Source organism: Paenibacillus sp. LjRoot56 (assembly GCF_964253335.1).
Taxonomy (GTDB): domain Bacteria; phylum Bacillota; class Bacilli; order Paenibacillales; family NBRC-103111; genus Paenibacillus_E; species Paenibacillus_E allorhizoplanae.
In genome coordinates this window covers 2811740-2836236 of the sequence record NZ_CAXURV020000001.1, presented here as the reverse complement: position 1 = coordinate 2836236, position 24497 = coordinate 2811740, and the positions used below count along the sequence as shown (strand labels likewise).

Annotated in this window: 19 protein-coding genes; 5 read left to right on the top strand and 14 right to left on the bottom strand. The window is 44.8% G+C overall.

What is annotated here, in order from left to right; translation table 11 throughout:
- Positions 1-4: 4 nt before the first annotated feature.
- From ACSQ8O_RS12690 to ACSQ8O_RS12660, 7 genes are all read right to left on the bottom strand, one after another.
- Complete coding sequence (locus ACSQ8O_RS12690) at positions 5-694, bottom strand: metal-dependent hydrolase (RefSeq protein WP_436241846.1); 690 nt, start codon at positions 692-694, stop codon at positions 5-7.
- Between the two features lie 122 nt (positions 695-816).
- On the bottom strand, positions 817-2124 hold the full coding sequence (locus tag ACSQ8O_RS12685; protein WP_436241845.1) for an ABC transporter substrate-binding protein: 1308 nt from the start codon (positions 2122-2124) through the stop codon (positions 817-819).
- A 77-nt stretch (positions 2125-2201) separates the two neighbouring features.
- Positions 2202-3791 carry a response regulator gene (locus ACSQ8O_RS12680; protein WP_436241844.1) on the bottom strand — a complete coding sequence of 530 codons (1590 nt, stop codon included), beginning with the start codon at positions 3789-3791 and terminating at the stop codon, positions 2202-2204.
- A 9-nt stretch (positions 3792-3800) separates the two neighbouring features.
- Positions 3801-5642, bottom strand: a complete 1842-nt coding sequence (locus ACSQ8O_RS12675) for a sensor histidine kinase (protein WP_436241843.1) — start codon at positions 5640-5642, stop codon at positions 3801-3803.
- 52 nt (positions 5643-5694) lie between these two features.
- The gene (locus ACSQ8O_RS12670; RefSeq protein ID WP_436241842.1) at positions 5695-6507 is read right to left on the bottom strand and encodes a carbohydrate ABC transporter permease; all 813 of its coding nucleotides are present in this window, start codon (positions 6505-6507) and stop codon (positions 5695-5697) included.
- 12 nt (positions 6508-6519) lie between these two features.
- Entirely contained in the window at positions 6520-7440 is a 921-nt protein-coding gene (locus ACSQ8O_RS12665) for a carbohydrate ABC transporter permease (RefSeq protein ID WP_436241841.1), read from the bottom strand.
- Positions 7441-7528: 88 nt separating this feature from the next.
- On the bottom strand, positions 7529-8845 hold the full coding sequence (locus tag ACSQ8O_RS12660) for an ABC transporter substrate-binding protein (protein WP_436241840.1): 1317 nt from the start codon (positions 8843-8845) through the stop codon (positions 7529-7531).
- A 662-nt stretch (positions 8846-9507) separates the two neighbouring features.
- On the opposite strand from ACSQ8O_RS12660, the gene ACSQ8O_RS12655 reads away from it, so the two are divergent.
- Positions 9508-10491 (top strand): 2-hydroxyacid dehydrogenase, encoded by a 984-nt coding sequence (locus ACSQ8O_RS12655; protein WP_436241839.1) that lies wholly within the window; start codon positions 9508-9510, stop codon positions 10489-10491.
- 533 nt (positions 10492-11024) lie between these two features.
- On the opposite strand, the gene ACSQ8O_RS12650 is transcribed toward ACSQ8O_RS12655, so the two are convergent.
- Together ACSQ8O_RS12650 and ACSQ8O_RS12645 are read right to left on the bottom strand one after the other, a co-directional pair.
- Complete coding sequence (locus tag ACSQ8O_RS12650; protein WP_436241838.1) at positions 11025-12665, bottom strand: family 16 glycoside hydrolase; 1641 nt, start codon at positions 12663-12665, stop codon at positions 11025-11027.
- 346 nt (positions 12666-13011) lie between these two features.
- Positions 13012-14103 (bottom strand): threonine aldolase family protein, encoded by a 1092-nt coding sequence (locus tag ACSQ8O_RS12645; protein WP_436241837.1) that lies wholly within the window; start codon positions 14101-14103, stop codon positions 13012-13014.
- A 104-nt stretch (positions 14104-14207) separates the two neighbouring features.
- On the opposite strand from ACSQ8O_RS12645, the gene ACSQ8O_RS12640 reads away from it, so the two are divergent.
- From ACSQ8O_RS12640 to ACSQ8O_RS12630, 3 genes are all read left to right on the top strand, one after another.
- The gene (locus ACSQ8O_RS12640; RefSeq protein WP_436241836.1) at positions 14208-14507 is read left to right on the top strand and encodes a Rieske (2Fe-2S) protein; all 300 of its coding nucleotides are present in this window, start codon (positions 14208-14210) and stop codon (positions 14505-14507) included.
- Positions 14508-14583: 76 nt separating this feature from the next.
- Positions 14584-15927 (top strand): amino acid permease, encoded by a 1344-nt coding sequence (locus tag ACSQ8O_RS12635; protein ID WP_436241835.1) that lies wholly within the window; start codon positions 14584-14586, stop codon positions 15925-15927.
- Positions 15928-15976: 49 nt separating this feature from the next.
- Complete coding sequence (locus tag ACSQ8O_RS12630) at positions 15977-16738, top strand: MerR family transcriptional regulator (protein ID WP_436241834.1); 762 nt, start codon at positions 15977-15979, stop codon at positions 16736-16738.
- A gap of 160 nt (positions 16739-16898) precedes the next feature.
- Here the strand turns inward: ACSQ8O_RS12630 and ACSQ8O_RS12625 are convergent, their stop codons facing one another.
- From ACSQ8O_RS12625 to ACSQ8O_RS12615, 3 genes are all read right to left on the bottom strand, one after another.
- Positions 16899-18281, bottom strand: a complete 1383-nt coding sequence (locus ACSQ8O_RS12625) for an MATE family efflux transporter (RefSeq protein WP_436241833.1) — start codon at positions 18279-18281, stop codon at positions 16899-16901.
- Between the two features lie 165 nt (positions 18282-18446).
- Positions 18447-19466: a Gfo/Idh/MocA family protein gene (locus ACSQ8O_RS12620; RefSeq protein WP_436241832.1), complete on the bottom strand. Its 1020-nt coding sequence runs from the start codon at positions 19464-19466 to the stop codon at positions 18447-18449.
- Positions 19467-19468: 2 nt separating this feature from the next.
- Positions 19469-20311 (bottom strand): sugar phosphate isomerase/epimerase family protein, encoded by an 843-nt coding sequence (locus ACSQ8O_RS12615; RefSeq protein ID WP_436241831.1) that lies wholly within the window; start codon positions 20309-20311, stop codon positions 19469-19471.
- Between the two features lie 150 nt (positions 20312-20461).
- Between ACSQ8O_RS12615 and ACSQ8O_RS12610 the strand changes: the two genes are divergently transcribed.
- Positions 20462-21370, top strand: coding sequence for an AraC family transcriptional regulator (locus ACSQ8O_RS12610; protein ID WP_436241830.1), 909 nt, complete (start codon positions 20462-20464; stop codon positions 21368-21370).
- 81 nt (positions 21371-21451) lie between these two features.
- Here the strand turns inward: ACSQ8O_RS12610 and ACSQ8O_RS12605 are convergent, their stop codons facing one another.
- Together ACSQ8O_RS12605 and ACSQ8O_RS12600 are read right to left on the bottom strand one after the other, a co-directional pair.
- Positions 21452-23161, bottom strand: a complete 1710-nt coding sequence (locus tag ACSQ8O_RS12605) for a hypothetical protein (RefSeq protein ID WP_436241829.1) — start codon at positions 23159-23161, stop codon at positions 21452-21454.
- A 35-nt stretch (positions 23162-23196) separates the two neighbouring features.
- On the bottom strand, positions 23197-24495 hold the full coding sequence (locus ACSQ8O_RS12600; protein WP_436241828.1) for an efflux RND transporter periplasmic adaptor subunit: 1299 nt from the start codon (positions 24493-24495) through the stop codon (positions 23197-23199).
- Positions 24496-24497 lie beyond the last annotated feature (2 nt).

Sequence of the window (24497 nt, the reverse complement as noted above, 5' to 3'; positions counted from 1 at the left end):
TCGATTACAGCGTTATTTGTTGCCCCGGTGCCATCACTAAGCCTTTGATGCCTTTTTCTTCTAGGCTTGCAACAAAAGCGTTCGGATCCTGTTCAATCACAGGGAACGTATTATAGTGCATAGGCACAACGGTGTCAGCTTTCAAATATCCCGCAGCGATCACGGCATCTTCCGGTCCCATCGTGTAGTTATCCCCGATCGGCAGAAAGGCCAGAGCAATATCGTTCATTTTGCCAATCAGCTTCATATCTTTAAATAACCCCGTGTCCCCTGCATGATAAATGGTTTTTCCTTCTACTTTAAGCAAGAATCCACTCGCCATGCCTGTATAGATATTTTCTTTGGTGCCTGGCGGATTATAGGAAGAATCGTGTAAGGCTAGGGTCAGTTTTACTTTACCAAAAGGAAACTCATAAGTCCCGCCGATTCCCATCCCGTGTGTTTTTGCCCCCTCAAAGCCCAAATATCTGGCCAAATCGTTAGGAGCAATAACAGTAGCATCGTTGCGCTCTGCAATAGATAACGTGTCTCCAACATGATCTCCATGTCCATGTGTAACAAGGATGTAGTCTGCCTTGATATCTTCCGCTTTGACCGTTGCTTGCGGATTACCAGTAAGGAAGGGGTCTATAATCAAGGTGTGTTGCTTCAATCTAATTTCGACACAGCTTTGTCCATGGAAAATAATGTTCACTTATTTCAGCTCCTCTGGGTTAATAGGTTCATTTTATCATAGGTACCTTTTTGAATTAAAATTCTTCCAGACGTTACAAATATCCCCTCCCGGAAAGTTCCGCAAGGGGACATTTATACATCTTAGTTAGCCAACACGCTATTCATTTTTTTCTCTAACTGCACGAGCCCTTCCTCGGGATCCATACCTCCCATTACGATACTTTGGAGCTCTTCGGACAATGTTGTAAACATCGTTGCATAGTTATCCGTTTGTGGCGCAAATTTAACTTGATGCTGCGCTTCGATAAAAAGCTTCCGATAAGGCAATTGCTTATAGGCTTGGCTTTGAAGAACAGCTCGATTGGCGGGCACATGCCCGGCTTGGCCCCATAGCATGGAACCTACCTTGGAGAAATAAGACATGAATGTCATGGCAGCACGTTGTTTATCCTTCGTTACATAACTAGGAATCACGAGAGTGTGTGAACTCCCCCACTGCATCGAAGAGCCGAATAGAGTTGGAAGCGGCATGATCCCCGCGGGAAGGGAAGACTCACTTAAATGATAGCCTGCCTCCCAGACACCCCCCATCCATAGCGCAGCTTTGCCATTATGAAAGGTATCCCACGGGGTCTTATCGTTAAGATCGGAGAGCTTGCTTGCATAAATCTGTTGATAAAATTTCAACACTCGAAGCGATTTGTCATTATGGATAGTTACCTTCGCCTTGCTAACATCCAATAATTCTCCGCCTGCTTGATAATACATATTAAGGAATGGCTCTTGGAAATATGGCGTATTTACTGCAAATGGTTCAACATTCGGTACTGTTGCTTGAATCTGCTGCAGCATCTGAATGAAGGCTTCCGGCGTTGACATAGCCAGCTTAGGCGTCTCATCTTCATTCAATAAACCTGCTTTTTTCATAATAGCCTTATTGTAATATAACATGTGAAAATGCGTGTCTAATGGCAGCGCGTACGGCTTGCTCATGAAACTCACACTTCGAACATTGCTCTCCTCTAAGTCCTTGAAATCAAATCCAACCTCACTCGCCAATTCGTCCAATGGCATAATTTGCTTCGCCTTTACGAACGGTGACATGCGGTCAACATGAGCAACAGCGACATCGGGACCTTTCCCCGAAGAAAGCGCCGTGCTCAGCTTCACATAATATTCGTTCGATTCCAAGCGAAGCTGCTTCACGTAGACATCCTTCTGTGAAGTATTGAAATCTTGAACAATACGTTCCACGAACTCCCCTTCACCACCGCCGAATGGATTCCAGAATGAAATTTCCACTGGCGCTGCTGGGCCCGCCACGACTTTCTTGTTCTCAGCTACTTGTTTAGGATTATTGGACAGAAAAGAGCATCCCGTAAGCACGAATGTGAGCGTCCATATACACCCGATTCCGACGACCCGTTTGATCTTTATTTTCTCTAACAATTCGATCCCCCCTTTCCCCTCATGATACTAATTAACAGCTCCTCGGTAAGCGTTTGCAATCAAGTTTTTCAAGAAAACTACGATGACTTGTCTTCTTTGGCTCGAATACGATATTCCGACGGGGATAGACCTGTTATTTTCTTAAATACTTTCGAGAAATATTTTGGGTCTGGAATGCCTACCAAATGGCCAATATCTGCTGTCTTGAGCTCACTTGTTAATAAGGTCATGGCTTTCTCGATGCGAATCCGAGTCAAATATTCCAGAAAGCTTTCACCCATTTCTTTTTTGAACAGATTAGCAAAATAGTTTTTACTTAAGTGCACCAAACTGCTGATCGATTGCAGCGAAATCTCTTGTTGGTAGTACTGCCCAATATACTGCGCTGCCTTAATAATGCCGTTGCGATCACTATTATACACACCAATCATATGTCGAACGAGTTCCTCAAATGCTTGCAGAAACCAAGCTTTACTCATCTGAATCGTCTCTAATTTGGATAATTGCTCATAATACTGTTTCTTTAATTGGAGGATGCTTTGCTGATCACTTGCCACCTCTGACCATAGTGTCGTGAGTAGGATTAGCAGCTCCAGCGAAATAATTTCCACGAGGTCATAGTCTTTACGTGCTGTAAGCTGTTCGAAAATATCTTCCAAATAAGCTTGCAGCTCTTTCGTTTGAAAAGCATAGACCATCGCATGAATATGCGTTGTGCTCACTTTAATATTCTCCGCCAACTGACTAGGTAGAGGCACATAATCAACACCATACAGAATCGCTCGTTCAGGGCCAATGAACATTTTATATTTCGCTGCGGCTTTCGCTTGCTCGTAGGCTTGATGCAGCCCTGACCAAGTAGACGTACTCATACTAACACCTACTGTACACGACATGTCACAGTGGTCCTTGAGATAGAGAACGACGGACTGTGCCCATGTCTTCATCTCAGACAAACCAACAACCGTCATTTCCCTTGCAAAAAGAAGTACGTTTATTTCCCCTTGTCGATCTGGAAAAGCTTCATAGACATCCTCTGAGAAAGTCGTCATCACTTCTGCAATCGCCTTACGTATCAAAGCTTGCCCCTCCTCAACACTCTGCGCCCACTCATTCTTCACGATATGAAGCACATATAAGGGTAGCATAACGTCGGAGAATCTTAAGCTTTCTACGATTTGTTGGCTGCGATCAGGGGCCATTTCTTCAAGGAGTTCTAGCATCCGTTTTTCTTTGAAGAGGGGCTCAATGTCACTTACCGAATGCATCTGCTCACTTGCTGGTGACGCCGCTAGGATCGATTCCTTGACTCGCAGCAGCGTTTCCTCCAAGTCCCGAGGCATCATATCTGATTTAATCATATATTCGGAAACCCCATTGCGAATTGCTTCTTTCGCATATTGGAAATCTTCCAAATTGCTAAGGATGACTATTTTCATATGCGGATAACTTTTACGTACTTCCGTAATTAGTGTGATGCCATCCATAACGGGCATTTTGATATCTGTGATGAGAATATCCGGTGGGGTCTCTCGGATCAACGCCAACGCTTCTTGCCCATTCGCTGCTTCACCGCTCACCGTTAAACCAAGCTTATCCCATTCAATCATCGAGCGAATACCGAATCTTACGATATATTCATCTTCCACAATCACAACTCGAAACATGCTCTTCACCTACTTCATTTCTGGAAGTCTGATACGAATATGTGTACCCGCTCCGAGTTCACTTTGAATGTCTAAACCATAGAGCTTCCCACAAATGAGTTTAATTCGTTCATCTACATTCGCTAAACCAATCCCGCTTACTTTATCAACGGAGGGAACTTCATGCCGATTCAGACTTTGTACAAGACTTGCGTCCATGCCTCGCCCATTATCCACGACCTCAAAGCGAATTCCACCTTCCGGATGGATGCCGCACCGTATATGAATTTCACCTGTTTCTCTATCCGTAAAAGCATGTAGAATCGCATTCTCTACAATGGGTTGTAGGATCAGCTTAGGCGTACGATACGTACGTACTTCTTCGTCTAGATGAACGAACGTCTCGATATTAAAGTTGAATCGGAACTTTTGAATCCCCAGATAGCACTGTACATGCTCGATCTCTTCTTCGATGGTTACTGTCTCTTCGCCTTTACCTAAGCTAATCCGCAATAATCGGGATAAAAGACTGACCATTTCAGCCGCATGATTAGCTTTCTGGAGGAGCGCCGTCCATTTAATAATATCCAGTGTATTATACAGGAAATGCGGATTAATTTGCGCTTGTAAAGCCTTCAATTCCGCTACACGCTTATGATTCTGTTCCTCATAAACCGTTTCCAATAGACCATCGATCCGTGTAACCATATAGTTAAAATTTTCGCCCAAAATATCGAATTCATCATTGCGGCGCTTGGCTTTGAAACGGACGGTCAGGTCACCTGACATGACTTGTCGCATCAATCGAATCATTTTCAGAATGGGCTTGGAGATCGAATTAGCCAGTAAAAATGCCGTCAAGATGGAGAATAAGATACACATGAAAGCGATCACCAAAATAATTTGCAGCAGACGATTCGAATCTTTGTACAGAGAAGCCTCCGAAATGACATTAACGACGATCCAGTCGTTTGTGTGCAGCTTTTTATAATTCACAATCAATCTTTCGCCTTGATATCTCAGTGGAAATACGGATTCATCTGTCGTGGAACGAAACATTTCTGTGTAGCCATCTTCGCCAAGTACTTCTTTCACACTCTTACCCAATACGCGACTGTCTGGGTACGAGATGATGTGTCCTGAACCATCAATAACGAAACTTTCAATATCCATATTACTCTTCGTCGTTCGAGCACCAATTTCTTTCAGCACATCCTCGCGGATGTCTAATACGGCAATAATCCCAACAGGACTATCGTCCGACATTTTATATATTTGCTTGGCCAGTGAGAAAACGTGTACATTTTGAGTGTTTAGGCTATCGACATACGTTCCTAATCGCGTAGAAAACCACCGAAAATTACTCCCATCCTCCAAGGTTTGCAGGAATGGTGATACCTTGTCTAAAGACCGATCGTTCCATCTATATATACCTTTGATAAAATGCTGCGGTGAAAGGAACGAAATCGACTGTATATCCTGATTAATTGCAATAATGGTCGATAGCTTCGTAGTCAGGGATAGACTATCTAGATCGTATTGAGCAGGATCTGTGCGATCCAAAGTCCGTAGCATCGTGACAATGTCATTGTTATTGACGACTTGCATCATCATATCTTTATAAATGCCAAGTCTCGTATCCATATTCTCCGCCGTCTGCTTCAAGAGCTGTTCCGAGTATTCCGTAACTTTATTGTTGATCGTTGACTTCGATATCGAATATGAAATAAACCCCAGAGCAAGCAGGGGGGTTAGCGAAAAAAGGAACAACAACAGCATCCACTTATAGCGAATGCTGCTCGTCCATGTATACATCCATGAAGGAATTCGTTTGTGGCGTTGTCGCGTCGCAACCTCTGATGCTTGGGTCATCTTTGTAGCAACCCTTTCTGGGAAGAGAATCTGATTGGTAGATATTAGCTTATTAACCTTTAATACCAGACATGGCCACACCTTGCACAATTTGACGCTGCAGGACAGCAAACACCAGAATCGTTGGAATTGCCGCAATTGCACTTGCTGCCATGATCAGATTTAAGGACATCGTATTATTCGACAAAAATGTCGGTAGTCCTGCTGATAAGATCATGTTCTCTTGCGAGGTAATGGAAAGATACGGCCACAAGAAATTGTTCCACGATAAAATAAAGTAGAAAATCCCGACAGAGAACATAGCAGATCTAGTAAGCGGGAGACATATCCGATACCATAAACCGAAATTTCTACACCCGTCGATTTGTGCTGCTTCGATATAATCCTTCGGGACACCGTCCATGAATTGCTTCAAGAGCAAGATGCCGATTGGATTCGTAAGCCCAGGCAGAATAATCGCCCACATGTTATCAATCAGCTTCAGATGAAGTGTTGTTTCGTAAAGTGGTATCAGAATCGCCTCCGTAGGAATTAACAAGCCTGAAACGATAACCAGATAAAACAAACTTCTGGACTTGAAAGGCAGCTTCGAAAAGGAGAACGCCGCCAAGGAACTGAAGATGAGTGATATAACGGTTGTCAGTACACCGATAACAGCGCTGTTCCATGTCCATCGCAGGATCTGCGAATCTTTGATCACCTTCGTATAATTATGCAGATGTAAATCCGAGAGATTCACCCAGTCACTTAGCGCGGAGACATTTACGCCATCCGGTTTCAGAGATACAATGAGCATCCAAATCAATGGAAACATAAATAAGAGAGCCAGGATCACGGCGATGATGTTAATTGCGATTCCTTTCATGTTCAACCTCCGTCAATCTTTTCTGTCTGTTAATTTGAACTGTACAATAGCGAGGAGCAGCATGATGACGCAGAATACGATGGACTGAGCCGAAGCAAGCCCGAACATATCCTTTTTGAACCCCGTGACATAAATGTAGCGAATCATGGTATTCGTGGAGTCCCCTGGACCTCCGCCGGTCATAATCTGTACTTGCCCAAATAGCTTTAAACACGAGATAATTTGATAAAAAACTTGTATTTGCATGACTCTCGACAAACCTGGGAGCGTAATATGAATGAATTGCTTCCAAGCGCCAGCGCCATCTATTTTCGCAGCTTCATAATGATCCGTAGGAATTTCTTGCAAACCAGCTAGGAATAGTACCATCACGAAACCAACTGACCACCAATCGGTTGTTAGGGTAATGGCCCACCAAGCAAAATGTTTATCTGTCAGCCAGTGAATGTCACCAGGTAAACCAATGAATTTCAAGAACGCGTTAATCGGGCCATACTTCGAGTCGAAAAGTCGGAGCCATATGAAACTGATGACCGAGACGGACAGTACATATGGCAGGAAAAACATGGAACGGATAAGCGTTCGAAAGCGGAGATTCTGATTAATCAGCAAGGCTAAAATAAGGCCGAGTACGATAATTGTCGGTGTACAGATGATGACAAAGTAAATCGAGTGCCACACATACAGATAAAAATTTGAATCACTGAAAATCTTTTTATAATTCGCTAAGCCAACATACTTCTGCATCCCCTGAATGCCCCAAACGTGCAAGCTCATCCAAGCGCCTCGCCCTACAGGCCACAGATAGAAGATGGCAAAAGGGATCAGAAACGGCAGCAGATACACCATTGCCTTCAATTCCAAAGCTATTCGTAACGGTTTACGTTCGCGGAGGACCCACGTCCGATCACGCTCACTTACTTTTGTCTCCATTGGCTCTACTCCTTGTTTCTTTTCTGTATAAGAGCGGGTGAAGCCACCGTTAGCTTTCACGAGAGCTTCACCCGATTCACGCGGACGATTAATTGGTCAAAATATCATTGATTTGCTTATCCATACTTTTCAAGCCATCTTCTGGAGATTGCTTACCGAATAGGATGTTCTGTAAGGACTCTGAAACCGTCGTGATAATCGTTGTGTACTTATCTGTTTTCGGTGCGAATTTCACTGTTTTCTGAGCTTCGATAAAGAAATTACGGTATGGCAGTTTTTTGTACTCATCGCTTGTTGTTACTGTGCTGTTAGCAGGTACGTGTCCGGCTTGACCCCACGTTTTGCCACCTACCTCCGAGAAGTACTTCATGAATTTCGCGGATGCTTCTTGCTTCTCTGTTGTTACATAAGAAGGTACGACGAGTAAATGGGAGCTTCCCCAGTGGGTTTGGCTACCGAAAATCGCAGGCAGCGGCATCGCACCAATGTTCAAAGATTTATCGTTAAGCAAGAGCCCCGCTTCCCACACACCGCCGAACCATAGGGCTGCTTTCCCGCTATGGAAGGAATCCCAAGGTGTTTTATCATTGAGATCACTGTACTTGTTTTTGTACAAATCCATGTAAAACTTAAGGACATTCAAGGCTTTCTCATTGTTAATCGCGGATTTCGTCATATCCCCATTCAAGATATCGCCGCCTGCTTCATAGTACAAATTCAGGAATGGCTCTTGGAAATAAGGGGTATTCACGGCTAACGCCTGCACACCAGGTACTTTGGCTTGAATCTGCGCTAATGTTTTCTTAAAGCCATCTGGCGTTAAATCCCCCAGCTTCGGTGTGCCATCGTCGTTCAGCAGCTCAGCTTTCTTAAGCAGATCCTTGTTGTAATAGAACATATGGAAATGGGTATCTAACGGTACAGCGTACGGCTTTCCATCATAGCTCACGCTTTTGATATTGGAATCTGAGACTTGCTTCAGATCAAAGCCAACCTTGCTGGCAAGCCCATCCAGTGGTAAAATTTGCTTGGCTTTGACGAAGGGCGAGATTCGATCCACGTGAGCTACAGCCACATCGGGCCCCTTCGAAGAAGAAAGTGCCGTGCTTAGCTTTGCATAGTACTCATTGGATTCTAAGCGCAGCTGTTTCACAATGACTTCCTTCTGGGAGTCGTTATACCCTTTGACAATTTGATCTACGAAATCGCCTTCGCCACCGCCGAACATATTCCAGAAGGTGATCTCTACCGGGCTCGCTGATTTGGTTGTTTCTGGGGCTTTCGCAGTCTGTGCAGTTGTAGCAGTTGCAGTTTTGGTATCGCTTTCTTTTGTGCTCGAGCAGCCTGTCGCTACCATAGCAAGCGCAATACTTGCGGTAAGTAAGCTAGTGAATTTCTTTTTCATTGTGATGAACAACCCTCTCTCATTCGGTTTATGTTAGATGCGAAAGCCCTTTCACTCGGATGTAAGGGCTTTCCTTGGTTCTAACTTTACATGGAATCGCTCCACGTCTAAACCGATAAAACCGTCAACTTTAGGTAACAAACGTAAGAAATCCTCAGACTGTATGGTGACTAAAAGGTGACGATGTTACGATTGGAGGGGTAAATCGTACGTTGGAAAAGACAAGCGACGCTTAACTGGAAAACATACAGCTAATTCGAGTGAAAAAGACGATTATTTGAATATAGATGGAAAATGTACAGGTAATTTCCACGGAATTCCCCCAATCCTCCAACTACAAGGAAATTAACTGGAGGAAATCCAGTTATTCCGCAAATGAGCCCAAAAGTGACCAATTTAGATGCAGGTAATCCAGTTATTTCTTCGGAGGGCTGCTTCTCTAGTGAACTAGTAGATTTTCATATATCATTCCGATCAGTTTAGCTATAATAGAACAGACTACATAAAGACTACTTTGGCTAGTCAGATCATCTTTTGCTTAATAAAGAAGAAAAAGTGCCTGGCCGGGACTGTAACCCCCCATTCGAATAAACACGTTATCTCGGCACTTTAATTATCGCATGCAAAGAATTATTAAATGTGAAACTCAAGGAGGAATACTCATGTCGACCAAGCCCAAAATACTCGTTACCCACAAATTACCGGAAACCGTTCAAGATTATTTAAATCTCCATGGTGATTGTACGTTCTGGAATGAGGAAGGCAGTATGCCTCGGAGTGTCATTTTGGATAAAGTCTCGGATGCCGAGGGAATCTTGGGAGGAACAATTGACGAGGAACTGTTAAGCCGCGCACCACGGTTACGTGTAGCGAGTACCTCTTCAGTCGGGTACAATCATTTTGATCTTGATGCAATGAGATCCCATGGTGTAATTGGCACTCATACTCCATATGTACTTGATAGCACCGTAGCTGATCTCGTTCTCGCCTTAATGTTAAGTGCAGGGCGAAGAATCGCAGAACTGGACGCTTATGTGAAACAGGGGAAATGGCAAAAGGGAACGAGCGGTACCGAATTATTCGGTGTAGATGTTCATCATTCAACACTCGGAATCATCGGTATGGGACGGATTGGCGAAGCGATTGCTAAGCGAGCTGTATTTGGCTTCGATATGAATCTGCTCTATCACAGTCGCCGTCCCAAAAAAGAAGTAGACGAGCGCTTCCATGCCCGCTTCTGCGAGCTGGATGAGTTACTACGTGAATCCGACTACATCGTTGTGATGACTCCTTTAACTCCAGAGACGAAACATTTGATCGGCGAGGAGCAGTTTAACTTGATGAAGTCATCAGCCATCTTCATCAATGCCTCCCGAGGAGCAACTGTAGACGAACAAGCGCTGATTAAGGCGCTTCAACAAGGAAAAATTCGCGGAGCCGGCCTGGATGTTTTCGATATCGAACCAACTCCTGTGGATAATCCGTTGTTATCCATGCCGAATGTGGTCACTTTACCTCATATCGGTTCGGCTACTGCAAGAACGCGTAATGACATGGCTGAACTTGCAGCCAAGAATCTTGTGGAAGCTCTGAACGGCGGTCAGGCCTATGTTGTGCAGGAACTAAAGGATTTGGTTCCGAACTAACGTTAGCATCCCTTTCCCTCCGAGACTACCAAAATAAACGGCTACGTCCTCCTTCTGGGACGGGAGCGTTTTTGGAGAAATATAGCCAAATTATGATCTGAAACATAATTTAAGAAGGACCTGAGACTCTGCCTCAGGTCCTTGGTATAAACCACCCAATCTGATGTGTATAGGGAGGGTTGTCCATGTTTCTAGGTAAACAGACGTACAAATTCCCAAACATAGAGAGTATCGCGAAAAGAGGTTGGTTGATATTCTAACGGACGTGACAGCCTCTATTTTCTGAAAATGAGGCAGTTTTGATTTTTAATGGACACCTGAGGCGTTATTGACTAATTTGCGTGCCAACATGTGTAGCAAGGGACTGAATAACGGCCTTGGCGTCCGTTAGCCTTTGAACTCCCTGCTTTTCTCATCAAATAACGGCTCTCCTGTCCGTAACGCAGTAAAAATCAAAGCTAACACTGCATTACTTTATATCTATTAAAAAAGAGCCCGAGGGCTCTTTTTTCTATAGATTATTTACAAGCAAGTTAGTTTATCGTTATATTGTCAAAACTCACACTATTCCCGAAGCCACCACGGACCCCGATCGTCCCACTTACAAATGTTGTATCGGTAAAGTTAATTTTGGGAGTGGCCATATCGCCTACGTACACTTTCATATTCCCTTCATTGACTACAACCTTCATGTGATACCACGTGTTCGTGCTGATCGTTGTATTGACAAGACCAAGCTGCGTCCAGTTATTGTTAAAACGACCTAGCCACACTTGCCCCGCAGAATCAATGCCTGCGGCATACCCTTTCAAACTGTCCGTCCCCGTTGCTGGATTCGTCACATTAAAAATAAGACTGCCCTGCCCCGCATTGTTAAGCTTGATATCTCCTTCAAGGGTGTAATTTCGCTTGGATGGATAAGGGGTAAGTATGGATTTATCCCCGCTCGCTGAAGTTACATTGTAAGTACCTCCGCTAATTGTCCAAGTTCCACCATAACGAGCCCAACCCGTATCATTGGAGGCAAAATCATTGGAATACGTGTTCGTCAACGTACCAAACTTCACCTGCACATTATGTCCGCCACCCGTTCGGTTAACCGAATCGATGAAAGCAATTTCGTTGGAAGCCGTTTGATACATCGCGGACCAGAGCGAGTTGCCAAAAGCTGTGGTATCATTCGTATACCAGGAATTCCCATAATCATTGGAGATGGATAGCACATTGGCATTCGACGTAAGTAGAATTCTGCCATCCGTGAGCGAAAGTAGATAAGGTCCACCTTGTTGGCTTGGTACTTGCGTACCAATACCGCTTGCCCATGTTTTGCCATCACTACTATTCTTCGTGAACACATTGCAGCTTTGCGTACCGCATACCTCGAAAGTAACGAGATACTGACCATTGTTCATTTTTTGCCAAACCGGCATACCTGGCCGTGCTGCTGCATTGCTCGGGTCCCAAGCCACATAAATCTCACTTCCCCAGCTTGCGCCTCCGTTCGTCGAAAGCTTCTCCGAAATAATTTGACTATACGATGGACTCTCCGTCACATGCTTTTCGTTCGCATACATGACAGCTAGCGTGCCATCAGTCAAAATTTGCATATGCGGCTCATACACGCCCTTATCGGGGTTACCTAATGTACCTGGAGCACCTGTTTTCTCATCGATCGTGCTTAGATAACTCCAATTTGAACCGCCGTTCGTACTTTTGTACACTTTTAACTGATAAGACTCTTGCCAACGCACCGATCGCATCGCTAGCAAAATATCGCCATTCGCTAGTTGCGCGAATTGACCATTATCGAGATCACGTCCATCTTCCCAAAGTGTCGCTGCTAATGACCACGTACGGCAATTATCTGTGCTGAGGAATACCTGTAATCGCGTACCGCCCCAGGATACTTTCGTATAGCCGTTATTATCATATATGGCTGCAACTGCTAACCAGTTACCATTGGCAAGCTTAATCATACGCGGATATTCCGAGCCAAACGTACCTGGACTAATGCCACGTGCATCCGTTCCCGCATCTGTAAACGTATTGATATTCGTTATCGTGACCGAGGATCCCCATATAATCGGCCCATTCGCAGCGAATGCTGGGAGTATGCCGAATATCATCATGATACATGCCAGACTGAGTATCAATGCTAAACTCTTTTTGAACATATCAAATTCCCTCCAATAGTATAAAAAATAACGACCATGTGATTACCTGGCGGTCTTTGCAAGGTGTCCCTCCTCCTGACCATATGATCCGCAATAAAATGTAAGGGCTTACTTTTTGAAGTATACCGATTCTTCACGATCATCAACACCTACAATCTGACGGACTAAGGTGACAAATGTTACGATTTCACCCTATTCAGAAGCTGATGCTTACCATCGTGGCGTACAAAGTTACGATTGTTTCAATCGGCGTTCCTCAACAGCAAATAGCGCACTGTTGTTCCGCTTGTCAAACCAAGCAGAAAATAGTGCGCTATGAGTTACACTTCATAGGTAGATCGGCTAACTATCCCTCTCGCAATACCGCAGCCAACCGCTCAAACGTCAACTTCAGCTTGTACTTCGGAATTTGCGCGAATGCATCGCCTATACTTATTTCGAAGGAACAAATTCCCTCGCTTGATTCACGCAGATAGTGAATCAACCCTACACTTGTCTCAGCGTACAACTCGACAAGTATTGGCTCAAGCTTCTCTTTCGGCATCGCGATATAAACGTGGAACATATTCGTTACGGGTACCCGCGGCAAGGTAGTCACATGCTGACAGCTATTAAACAGCGCAGCAAGCTCCACCGCATCTTCATAGTATTGACCCATCTTCGGCACACGCTGCTTGAAATAGTAGCTCGCGCTAAGGTAATACGGATACAGGCTGATCAAATCGCCGCCATGCCGCCTTTTCCACACCTTTGATTTCATCGTAAACGCCTCATCACCAGCTAGAATCGCACCTGCAATGCCGCCGATTCCTTTGTAGAAGGAGATGTACACACTATCGAAAAGCACACACAATTCTGCAGCAGTTTTCTGATAATACGGCAGCACCTCGTACAATCTTGCCCCGTCCAGATGCAGCTTGATCCCCTTGGCACGACAATGTGCCGAAATCGCAACGAGCTCCTCGAAAGGCGGCAGCACACCACCAATTTCACGCTGTGGCAGCTCAATCAAGAGACAGGCAATTTCCTCTTTGAGCTCAAGAATCTCATCCAATCGAATCAAGCGATCTTTCTCGCCCAGCAAAATCGATTCAATCTGGTGCAGCTCCTTCAAGCCATCCTCTTCATGGATTTCCAAATGGCTTAACGGATGATACGCAACCTTGCGGATTCCCTTCTCATCACACCAGATTCTTAGGGCAATCTGCTGCGCCATCGTCCCGCTAGGGAAGAACACAGCCTTCTCTTTGCCAAGATAAGCGGCCATTTCCGCCTGAAAGCTCTCTATACTTTCGCCAGTTCCATAAATATCACTCTCGAGCTTGCCATCCAGCTCATCTAAGGCCTCTTTTAAAATTTGAATATTTCTGCGGCCGTGGCCACCTACTGGATACGAGGTTTGGCGAAAGGCTGCTGCTAATGGAGATATTGTACTCATGTGGATCGTGCTCCTTTGTTTTTGCCATCTGCTTAGAGATCTTTGATGTCGTTTGGATTATAATGATATTAATAAAGATATCCCTTCTGAAAAGGAGCATCCCCATGAATGAAATCCTGATTGGTTCTAAGGAACAGTTTACTGCAAACCCGTCCGAAGTGAAAGTGAATGGCAAGCGATTTTTCCTTACGGAAGCGGATGGTGTCTACACGTTGCTTTCCAGTCGATGCCCTCACGCAGGTTATGTGGTCGAACTTGAAAATGGCGAATTAGAGTGTCCACTGCATGGCTGGACCTTTGAAGTGCACACTGGCCGTTGCCACAATGTCCCTAATGCAAGGCTTCAACCCTTTGACGTCATCGAAAAAGAAGGTCTTCTATTCGCACTTATGGACCTGGCTTAACTGTATATTTTACCAATGGACAAGCTATACTATGGGCTGTTGTGATCCATTTCTCATAAACAGCTTAGGAGGCGGCATGTCCACAAAAGCAAATCCAACGAAGAACAGCACGATGGCGTGGTGGCAGCTATCACTGCTAGGCGTCGCTTGCACGCTCGGAACTGGCTACTTTCTAGGCGTCGGTATCGGCCTAACGATGGGCGGCGCCTCCATGCTATTCTTGTTCCTTTTAGCTGCAGCAGGCACCTATTTTGTTCTTGACGCTTTGCTACAAATGACAGGAGAGCATCCCCAACAAGGCTCATTCCGCTCCTATGCCAAATTATCTTATGGACACTGGGCTGGATTTAGCAGCGGTTGGATTTACTGGGGCTCCCAGTTGATGATTATGGGGAGTCAATTAGCGGCGCTTTCCCTGTTTACGCAGTTCTGGTTTCCCACGGTACCGATGTGGTTGTTTGCCTTCTTCTATGCCAGTCTCGGCGTAGGTGTCATCTTGCTCGGTGCCCAAGCCTTCGAGCGTTCGGAGCATATTTTCGCACTCATCAAAGTTTCAGCGTTGCTGATATTTCTCCTCCTTGCCGGTGCCGCGGTACTTGGATGGATCAGAGGAGGTCTCCATCCGCTTTCATTCCCTATTTCAAAAGACACCTTTCTGCCTTCAGGGCTCAAGGGCTCTTGGTCATCCTTCATCTATGCGTTCTACGCCTTCGGCGGAACGGAAATGATGGGGCTTTTCGCCATGCGTCTAAAGAAATCGAGCGAAGCTCATCAAGCAGGCTCCATCATGATCCTCCTTTTAGCTATCCTCTACATCGTCTCGCTCTTCTTAGTCTTAACCCTCTTACCCTTGCACGCGCTTCATGACCAAAAAAGCCCCTTCCAAGTCAGCTTGGAAAGCTACCCATTGCCATATGTTCCGCATGTATTCAATTCGATTCTCATTATTGCTGCTTTCTCAACGATGGTAGCTTCCTTATTCGCCGTTACCTCCATACTCGTTGCCCTTGCGAAGGATCATGATGCGCCTTTCATGTTCACTCGTACGACAAGTGGAAGGAGGCAGATCCCATACCCTGCTCTTGCCTTAACTTCCGGTGGAATGGCTGCCGCTGTTATTCTTTCCTTGCTTTTACCCGATGAACTTTACACGGTTATGTCGACGGCAGCAGGTCTCACCTTGCTATTCATCTGGTTATTGATCTTGCTGTCTTCCGGACGACTATTAATTCATACGCCTGCTAAAATGTTCAAACGCTGGGTGGGCATGCTTCTTATTCTTATCGCCATTTCTGGAGCTGCTTTTCACCCTACCACGCGTCCTGGCTTCTTCGTTAGTCTGTTATTCATCGTGCTGATTGGACTCATCACCTTCGTCGTTCACTTCAGCTGGACTCACAAGATAAAAAAAAGGACTTGACATTAACGCTACGTAAACCTTTACAGTTAAGTTGTCAGGAGGTGAGCAGATGGAATACACGGTACAGCACTTGGGGAAGTTGGCTGGAATCAGCCCCCGTACACTTCGCTATTATGATGAGATTGAACTTCTTATGCCGGCAAGAATCAACTCATCAGGATATCGCATATATGGGCAAAATGAGGTGGACCGACTGCAGCAGATTTTATTTTATCGGGAGCTGGGCATTCCTCTGGAGCAAATTAAAGACATCATGTCGTCCCCTACTTATGACGGAACCCGTGCACTGATGGACCATCGAGAGCAGCTTCTCGACAAGCGGAGACAATTGGATATTCTCATTGCCAACGTTGAACAAACCATTGCTTCCAAAGAAGGGAGACTTACCATGTCAAATAAAGAGAAATTTGAAGGCTTTAAACAAAAGTTAATTGATGATAATGAAAAGAAATATGGGAAAGAGATTCGTGAGAAATACGGCGATGACAAAGTGAATAAGAGCAATCAGAAACTACAAAATATGACGCAAGAGCAGCACGACGCAGTAACTCGATTAGCAGAGGATGTAGCCGAAACCTTGGCTGAAGCTTTCAAGCTAGGTGACCCTGGAAGTGAGCTTGCACAAAAAGCGGCTGATTTGCACAAACAATGGCTCATGTCCTATTGGAGTGAGTACAGTAAAGAAGCGCATGCCGGGCTTGCCCAAATGTATGTGGATGATGAACGCTTCAAAGCCTATTATGATGTGAAACAACCAGGTACGGCAGAGTTTCTAAGAGATGCAATCCACATCTATACAGGGGTACACTAGCACGTTTTCTATGATTTCCTACAAACATCCAATTCTTTTACAAGAAACTGAATATAGTATAATTACCAGCCGCCAGCCACAACCTTCATGTCATCTTTTTCAAAATACGAAAGAAGCCTAGAACTCTCTCATCAAGAGTTTTAGGCTTCTTCATTTACCATTAAACCGAATGAGCCAGTAGCTCGCCGCTTGGTTTAACCAGTGATTTACTTTGCCATACACGGCTCCGCCAACGTAGATACATCAGCAAGCCTCTCACCCACTCATCAACTGTAAAAGCTATCCAGACACCCAGTAAGCCCATTTCTAGATGAATTCCGAGATAGTAAGCTAATGGAACAGCAATCCCCCACATCGAGACAACCCCCATCATTACCGGGAATCTAGCATCTCCAGCAGCACGTAAGGAATTAATGACAACCAAGTTAAACGTTCTACCGGGTTCTAGAATGATAGAAAGAAGTAGAATTGTCGATCCCATAGCAATGATATCGGGATTATCGGTAAATAGTCCGAGCAGTTCTTTGCGGAAAATCGACGTAATGCCCACGATGACGAATGTCAGAACAAACGTAATCTTCAAGCTTCGGATCAATTTATGATAAGCCGCTTGGAAAGCCCCTGCACCAACCATGTGCCCAATAATAATTTCCGTCCCCATGCCAATCGCCATACCCAGGGCCATGAAATAATTGGTCACATTCATCACGTACACATGCGCACTTAGCGCGGTGGCCCCGATAATATTAATGAAGCTGAAAATCATCAGATATTGAGACTGCCATGAAACATGCTCTCCAGCAGAAGGTAATCCAATACTAAGAATTTGCTTCACAATCTTCGACTTGAAGCTCACATAATGCTTAAGAAGAATAGGAACCTGTAAGCGACGGTACAAGATGATCACAAGAACAACGAGTCCGAGGAGTCGACTTACAACCGTTGAAACAGCCGCCCCAGTAACCCCCCATTCTGGGAATCCCAGATTCCCGAAAATCAGGAGACTGTTACCCAGAATATGAATCACATTAACCCCCAACGTAACGAACATCACGTCTCGGGTCTGACCATTGGAGCGCAATACCGACGAAATCGCATACGACAACGCTTCTATCCAAATAAATGCGGAGATAATCGTTAAATATTTTTTGGCGATCGCAATTTGCTGAGGATCCAAATGCATCAGATGCATTAACGGCTCACCAAACACAACTAACGCGATACTTACGATAATGCCGAAAATCAAATTAATCGTGATGGCTAAAGCAGAAATCCGACTCGCTTCCTTCACCTTACCTGCTCCCAGATGCTGAGCAACAGCCACACTGGTCCCGATACCCACAAAACCAAACATCAAAATACAGAACACGATGATTTCATTCGCTAAACCCACGGCTCCTGTTACTTCATCCGAAATTCGGCTTAACATGAAGACATCCGCAGTACCTAACATCATACGTAAAACAGAGTCAATAAAAATCGGCCAAGTGACTGCGAATAGACGGAGTTTTTGCCACGATGCTGTTGAATCTATGTCTTTCATTCGTCTTCACCTCTAGTTATTGCAAATGCAATTAGCATAGAATACGAAAGCGATTGCAGTCAAATGAAAATAATTAACACTCAGACTTGCTCGGAAATGGTCGCTTCAAGCATAGCCAAAAAACCTTAGAAATCAGGAACGATTTCCAAGGTTTTTCAATGTCCTTTACTTCACTTCTACCCAAGCCCCTTGCTTGTCTGCCGATGCCATCTCAGCGACAGCAATTTCAATCGTTTCCCGTGTACTAGCCGGCGTTGCGGTTGTGACCAATTCCCCTGCGAGAAGCGTCTCAATGAAATATTTCAGTTCCAAATAATAGCCCATCTCTGGAGAAAGCTCTGGGTTAAACCCAGGCGCGTCATTCAGGTTCACTTTCAGGCCACTTGCGTTGAAGATAATATTCGCTTTCTCGAAATTGACGCGGTACTGCATATCAAAGCCATAATCACCTTCGAGAGTCCAATCGGCTTGTGCATTGATAACTTTGCCATCCCCGTACAAATAATTCGTAGACACAACATCATAGCCGCTGCCTGGAACTACATTTCGTGCCAAGCAGGAAACGGATTCAGGTTTTCCGAACAGCCAATTAACCATATCAATATCATGAACATGCATATCGAGTAAAGCGCCGCCGCTCTTCTCTTTATCGATTAGCCATGGTCCCCAAGTCGGCGTAGCGCCGCCGCGGTAGAAATAACCGCTTGTTACTTTACCGTAAGTCCCATTCTCAACAGCTTCTTTCAAGTACACATAGGATGGCCAAAAGCGCAGACACTGTCCAATCATCAATTGCTTACCATTCGCTTCAGCAGCTTCTATCATCTCTGCACACTCTTGCGGATTCGAAGCCATTGGCTTCTCACACAGCACGTGCAGACCTTTATTAAGACATTCTATCGTAATATCACGGTGCAGGTATGTCGGGAGAGCTAGATCCACGTAATCCAACTGTTCTTTCTCAATCATCTCGGACACACTGGTGTACTTCGCATAGAGGTTGAAATCGATCGCTGAATCACCTGTATCAATATTTCCAGCAACCGCGTTGCCTTCTAGTTTCACCGGATCAATATCACATAATGCTACGACTTTAATCGCAACACCTTCTGCTTCCAGGCGTACATAATTCTCCAAATGTGTTCTTCCCATGAAGCCTAGTCCAACTAGTCCGATTCTTAGCATGATTATTTCCTCCCCAGAATAGCATCCATAGCGCCGGATGTGTTATAAACAATTTGCTCGCCGTGATGCGTATAGCCAGGAATCATTTCAGCGATCACATAATCTTCGTACCCAATGGCTTGCAGGGCCTTCATCACTTCCGGATAATTCACATCGCCTGCAAGCAGGTCAACGAAACCATGCAAACCGCCAGCTGCGCGGCGATAATCCTTGAAATGCACTTTTTTGATACGATGGCTCAAAATAGAAATCCAATGCTCCGGATACCCAGAGAAGATCACATTCCCTACATCGAAATATGCACCTACATACGGTGAATTTACTTTATCAATGAAATCCCGCATTTCCAGCGGTGATAGTAGAAATTTATTCCACACATTTTCAATCCCAATTGAAACCTTCAAGGACTCAGCAACCGTCGAAAGCTCCTTTATGGCTTCAAGGGAGTAGTCATAGGCTTGGTCATACGGAACCACTTCAGAATCAGGAATGAAATCAACACCTACCGCACCAGGTACGACCAAAATCGTATCAACACCAAGTGCCGCGGCGTGCTCAAGCTGCTTCTTCACGATATCCTTTGCTTTCTGACGCGTTTTCGGGGCACTGCTTGTCAAGGAATAGGACCAGAATAAACCTGTTGCTAAGCTACTTACTTCAATCCCTGTTTCGTCAGCATGCTGGCGATAAGCACGAACTTCACTTTCCGTGCTTTCCAGGCTAAGCTCACCTGTTTCGTTCAACGCTAATTCAATGCCATCGAATCCGGCTTTTTTCGCAGTTGTAATGCAATCTTTCACGCTCATGGAGCCTGGAAATGACCAAATATTAATCCCTTTTTTCATTGTTAATCCCCTCCGCTTCTTTCCTTTATTATAAAAGAGTGAAGTCCCATTGGATTTATCTATTAAGCCGAATTATTTGCACTTTAGCTAAATTGAATGTGGTAAAATGTCTGTAATCGGGAAGAAAATCCCCTAGAGAGGACGGACACCATGGATTTCCCAAGAATCTATTTACAGGAATCACTTTCGATCGAGGCTCTCATTTCCTTTCACTATTTTGAATATGCCAAAGGCTTTGTATTCGACGGTGAACAGCATGACTTCTGGGAAATTCTCTACGTGGACAAGGGGGAAGTCGAGGTGCGTGCCGATGATGTCATCCATACCCTCCAGCAGGGGAATATGATCTTCCACAAGCCTGAGGAATTCCATACCGTTCATGTCAGACATGCGCATAAGCCGCCGAATCTCATTGTCATCGCCTTCGTCTGCCATTCTGAGGCTATGTCTCAGCTAGCTAATAAAGTCATATCGTTGGGCGATCGCGAACGTAATATGCTTTCAATCATCACGCAAGAGGGATTTCATGCGTTCCTCCCTCCCTTCGATTCTCCTTCCGTTCATTTGTTAGAAAGAAACGAAGAGGCGTCGTTTGCTAGTGAGCAGCTCATCAAAGCGTATTTAGAAATCCTCCTTATCACCCTCATCCGTAAACAAGAAGCTCGGGGAAACATTCAGGAAGCTCAGAAATTGAAACAGTCCTCGTTGCAAAAAGAAAAAGCTGCGGTAGGGCTCGTCGGTCAGATTATGGCCTATTTGAGTGAACATCTGGCAGATTCTTTTACCCTTGATGACCTCTGCCAAACCTTTCACCTGGGCAAAAGTCGTATGAAGGAGCTTTTTCAATCCCAGAAAGGCATGGGGATCATGGAAGCCTTCAAACTACTCAAAATCGAGCAAGCCAAAACCTATATGCGTGAAGGACCCTATAATATAACAGAAATTGCTAACTTGCTTGGCTATACAAGCATTCATTATTTTTCTAGGGATTTTAAGAAAACCGTCGGCATGTCACCATCGGATTATGCGAAATCCGTGAAGGCTAGAGTACAGCGGTAAACGACATATTTACAAAAGAAAAAAGCCTGCCAGTAGATGTCACTACTAGCAGGCTTCTTTTTCTATCCAATGCTTGTGCAATTATTTCATTACTTTGATTAAACGTTTAGCGATTCCCGTTGGCGTATCAATGGCTTCATAGACATTAATCGTGAATGGGGAGCTAAATTGGTCCAAATTAGCACCTGTTGCATCAAGGATTTGACTGCCACTAATTAACTTATTAGGCCCATTAAATGATGCGTCTTTAGAACCTACAACTCGTCCTAAGCTATCCACGATCTCAAATCTTAATTTGGAGAAATTGTTATCAACCACGACATTTGGCGCCTGTGTGATACTTAGATCCAATTTCACCTTATAACTGTATGTCCCCAGTGCATATTGCATACTAACTGATATGTCTTTGAACGTCACATCAATCGGGTACAAGGATATAATATTATCCGTCGTTTCCTTCTGTAGATCCGTTTGCAGGGCAGCAATCGTCGTCGTATATGGTGCTGCAGCCTGAGCATCTAATATTTTCAAAGCAAAACTTTCACTATCTTCGGATTGTGGAACAATATAGGAATAGCTGACCACATAGCTCAAACCAGGATTCAGCATAGTTGTTACATTCGATTGACGAACACCTTGATAAGAAGCGCCTAGCTTACTTGTTAGTTCCGTTAAGAATGCTGGTGTTGCCACTGGCGTTGTGCTTGTATTCGTTAATTTGAACTTCGCAACGGCTGTCTTATAGCCCTCACCTGGATTTTCATGCAAATGAAGTTCCATTAAGGACACTTCCGTTGACTTATCAATTACTTTGGCTTGTTCATTGAAAGTGATCGGTTTACCAATTGTATACGCGGCTGCGGTTGCATTAGCAGCATCTACCGGCCAGTTGATAGCCAACTTCGCTGTTGCCAATTCTGAAGGCTGACCGCCGTCTTTCGGGACAAACGTATCTGTCGATAGTACGACGATATTCGTTAACGTCACACCGCTCTCCACCGGGATCGCGTAATGGATGTAGCTCGTTTCTCCTGCTGCCAAGACAACTGGGGCCACTTCAGTACGTTTTCCTTCATAATTCTTCGACTCCGTTTGTGCATCAATACGGAAAGCCGGTACCGTCTCACGACCAGCTCCCGGATTGTTTACAAGGACGGTCACAACGGCTACACGACCTGTTGCTGTGTTCTGTAGTGATGATTCCACCGTCTTATACGTAAGTCCTGAATTCACACCAGAAATAGTGAACTCTTGTCCCCACCCCGCACTAGCGATGCTTTCCAGCGCTGCACTGCCCGTACCACCATACCATACTTGATTGGTTGGCATTGAAAGCAGCGTAGTCTCAACCTTCGGATAAGCATACAAATCAACATTCACGAACGAAAGGCTTTCAATCTTACCGATTTCCTTCGAATCAATGGCTGCGAAATAAACCAGCTCTGCAATTTCCTTCGGTTGCAGGGAAGCTTTATTACTTGCACTTGGTTTCAGCGTGTAAGAGATCCCGCTCGAGGTTTGCACGCGAAGCTCATGCTCCGGCACGCGATTCTGCGTTGTGCCACCATTGTACAAACGAACCGTCACAGCAAGCTGTGACCCTGTCGCTGTCGGTGTTTCACCGACACTTTTGATAGCAGCGCGAATATCCTTCGTTAAACCATAATTCACAGTTGGTGCGACAACAGTTGGCGTGGAAGGCTCCGCAGCCCATGCTGCGGTACCTCCTTGAACGATCATTGCTCCCAGCATAATGGCTGTTAGACTGGATTTCCATGGTCTTTTTTTCATCTATAACGTCTCCCTTAATATGAATTTCAATGATGCTATTTGGCAGCTGGTGATGTCGTCGGTTGTGTGGATGCTGCTGGGCTTGATACCTTTTGACCATCTTTCAATGTGTTCTGTCCAGTGACGACCAGTTGCTCGCCTTCTTTCACACCTTCCAGTACTTCTTGGAACTCGCCGTTAATGCGTCCAAGTTTCACTTTCCGTTTCGTATATTGGTCACCTTGTTGAACGAATACGAAGGTATCGGATTCTTCACGAATGATACTGAGTGTAGGCACGACAGCAACGTTTTCTTCCGTCTCCGTTGTCAATTGGACGAGATAGCGTCCACCTGGTTGAATCGTACGATCTGGATTCGGAATTTCTAATTCCAGTGTATAAGTTTTGGAAGCAGCACTCATGATTGGCGCTAAGTAGCTAATCTTAGCTGTCCCTTTCTTATCAGGTGTATTCGGGTTATAGTACACGAGTTCCTTCTTGTTTTTCACAAGCTGGTAGTTCGTTTCTGCTAACTCTGTTTTGATTTTAATAGGATCGATCTGCTGAACTTGACCAACCTTGCCTGCCGCTGCAGACGCTGTTTGACCAACCACGACATTGAAATCTGTCAGAACACCACTACCAGGAGCTTTCACTTCGTAATTGTCTAACGAGCGAGTAGCATCCTCTAATGTTAGACGTGCGGATTCTGCTTGTGTTTCAATACTGGAGATAGAATCCGTATTATCGAAAGCGGATAGCTTACTTTGCGCAGCATCTAAACTCATTTGAGCGTTATCCAAGGCTTGTTTAACTTGATCTACTTGGCGCTGAACTGCACTACCTGCTTCAAAATCATTTCTGATTTTGTTGTAATCTTGCTGAGCGTTATTCAAAGCCGTTTGTGTACGAGCTACGTTATCAGCCAAATCTTTCCGTGTATTCACTTTATTATCTCTAGCTTGCTGCAAGGAATCCGCTGCACTCTTCACTTGAAGCTCACTCTTCCGTTTCGCAGATAAGGCATCTTTATTATCAATAACGAAAAGGACATCGCCCTTCGTCACATACTCGCCTCGCTTCTTCAGAACTTCCGTAACTTCACCATTCGCTTTCGCCATCACATCGAGCGTTGTTCCTGCTACAACATCTGCCACCTGTTCAATCGGATTACTTATTTTCTGAAGCTTGATCGCTTCTGTTTTGACCGCTTTAGGAGTTAACTGTACGGTTGCCGCATCCTTAGCTCCTGGTGCAGAGCAGGCTGTCGCCAACACTGTCGCTGCAGTTAACAGCGTGATGACCCCCATCCAGCGATATTTGCTATGCCCTCTTCGTGAACCTTCGTTAATCATCG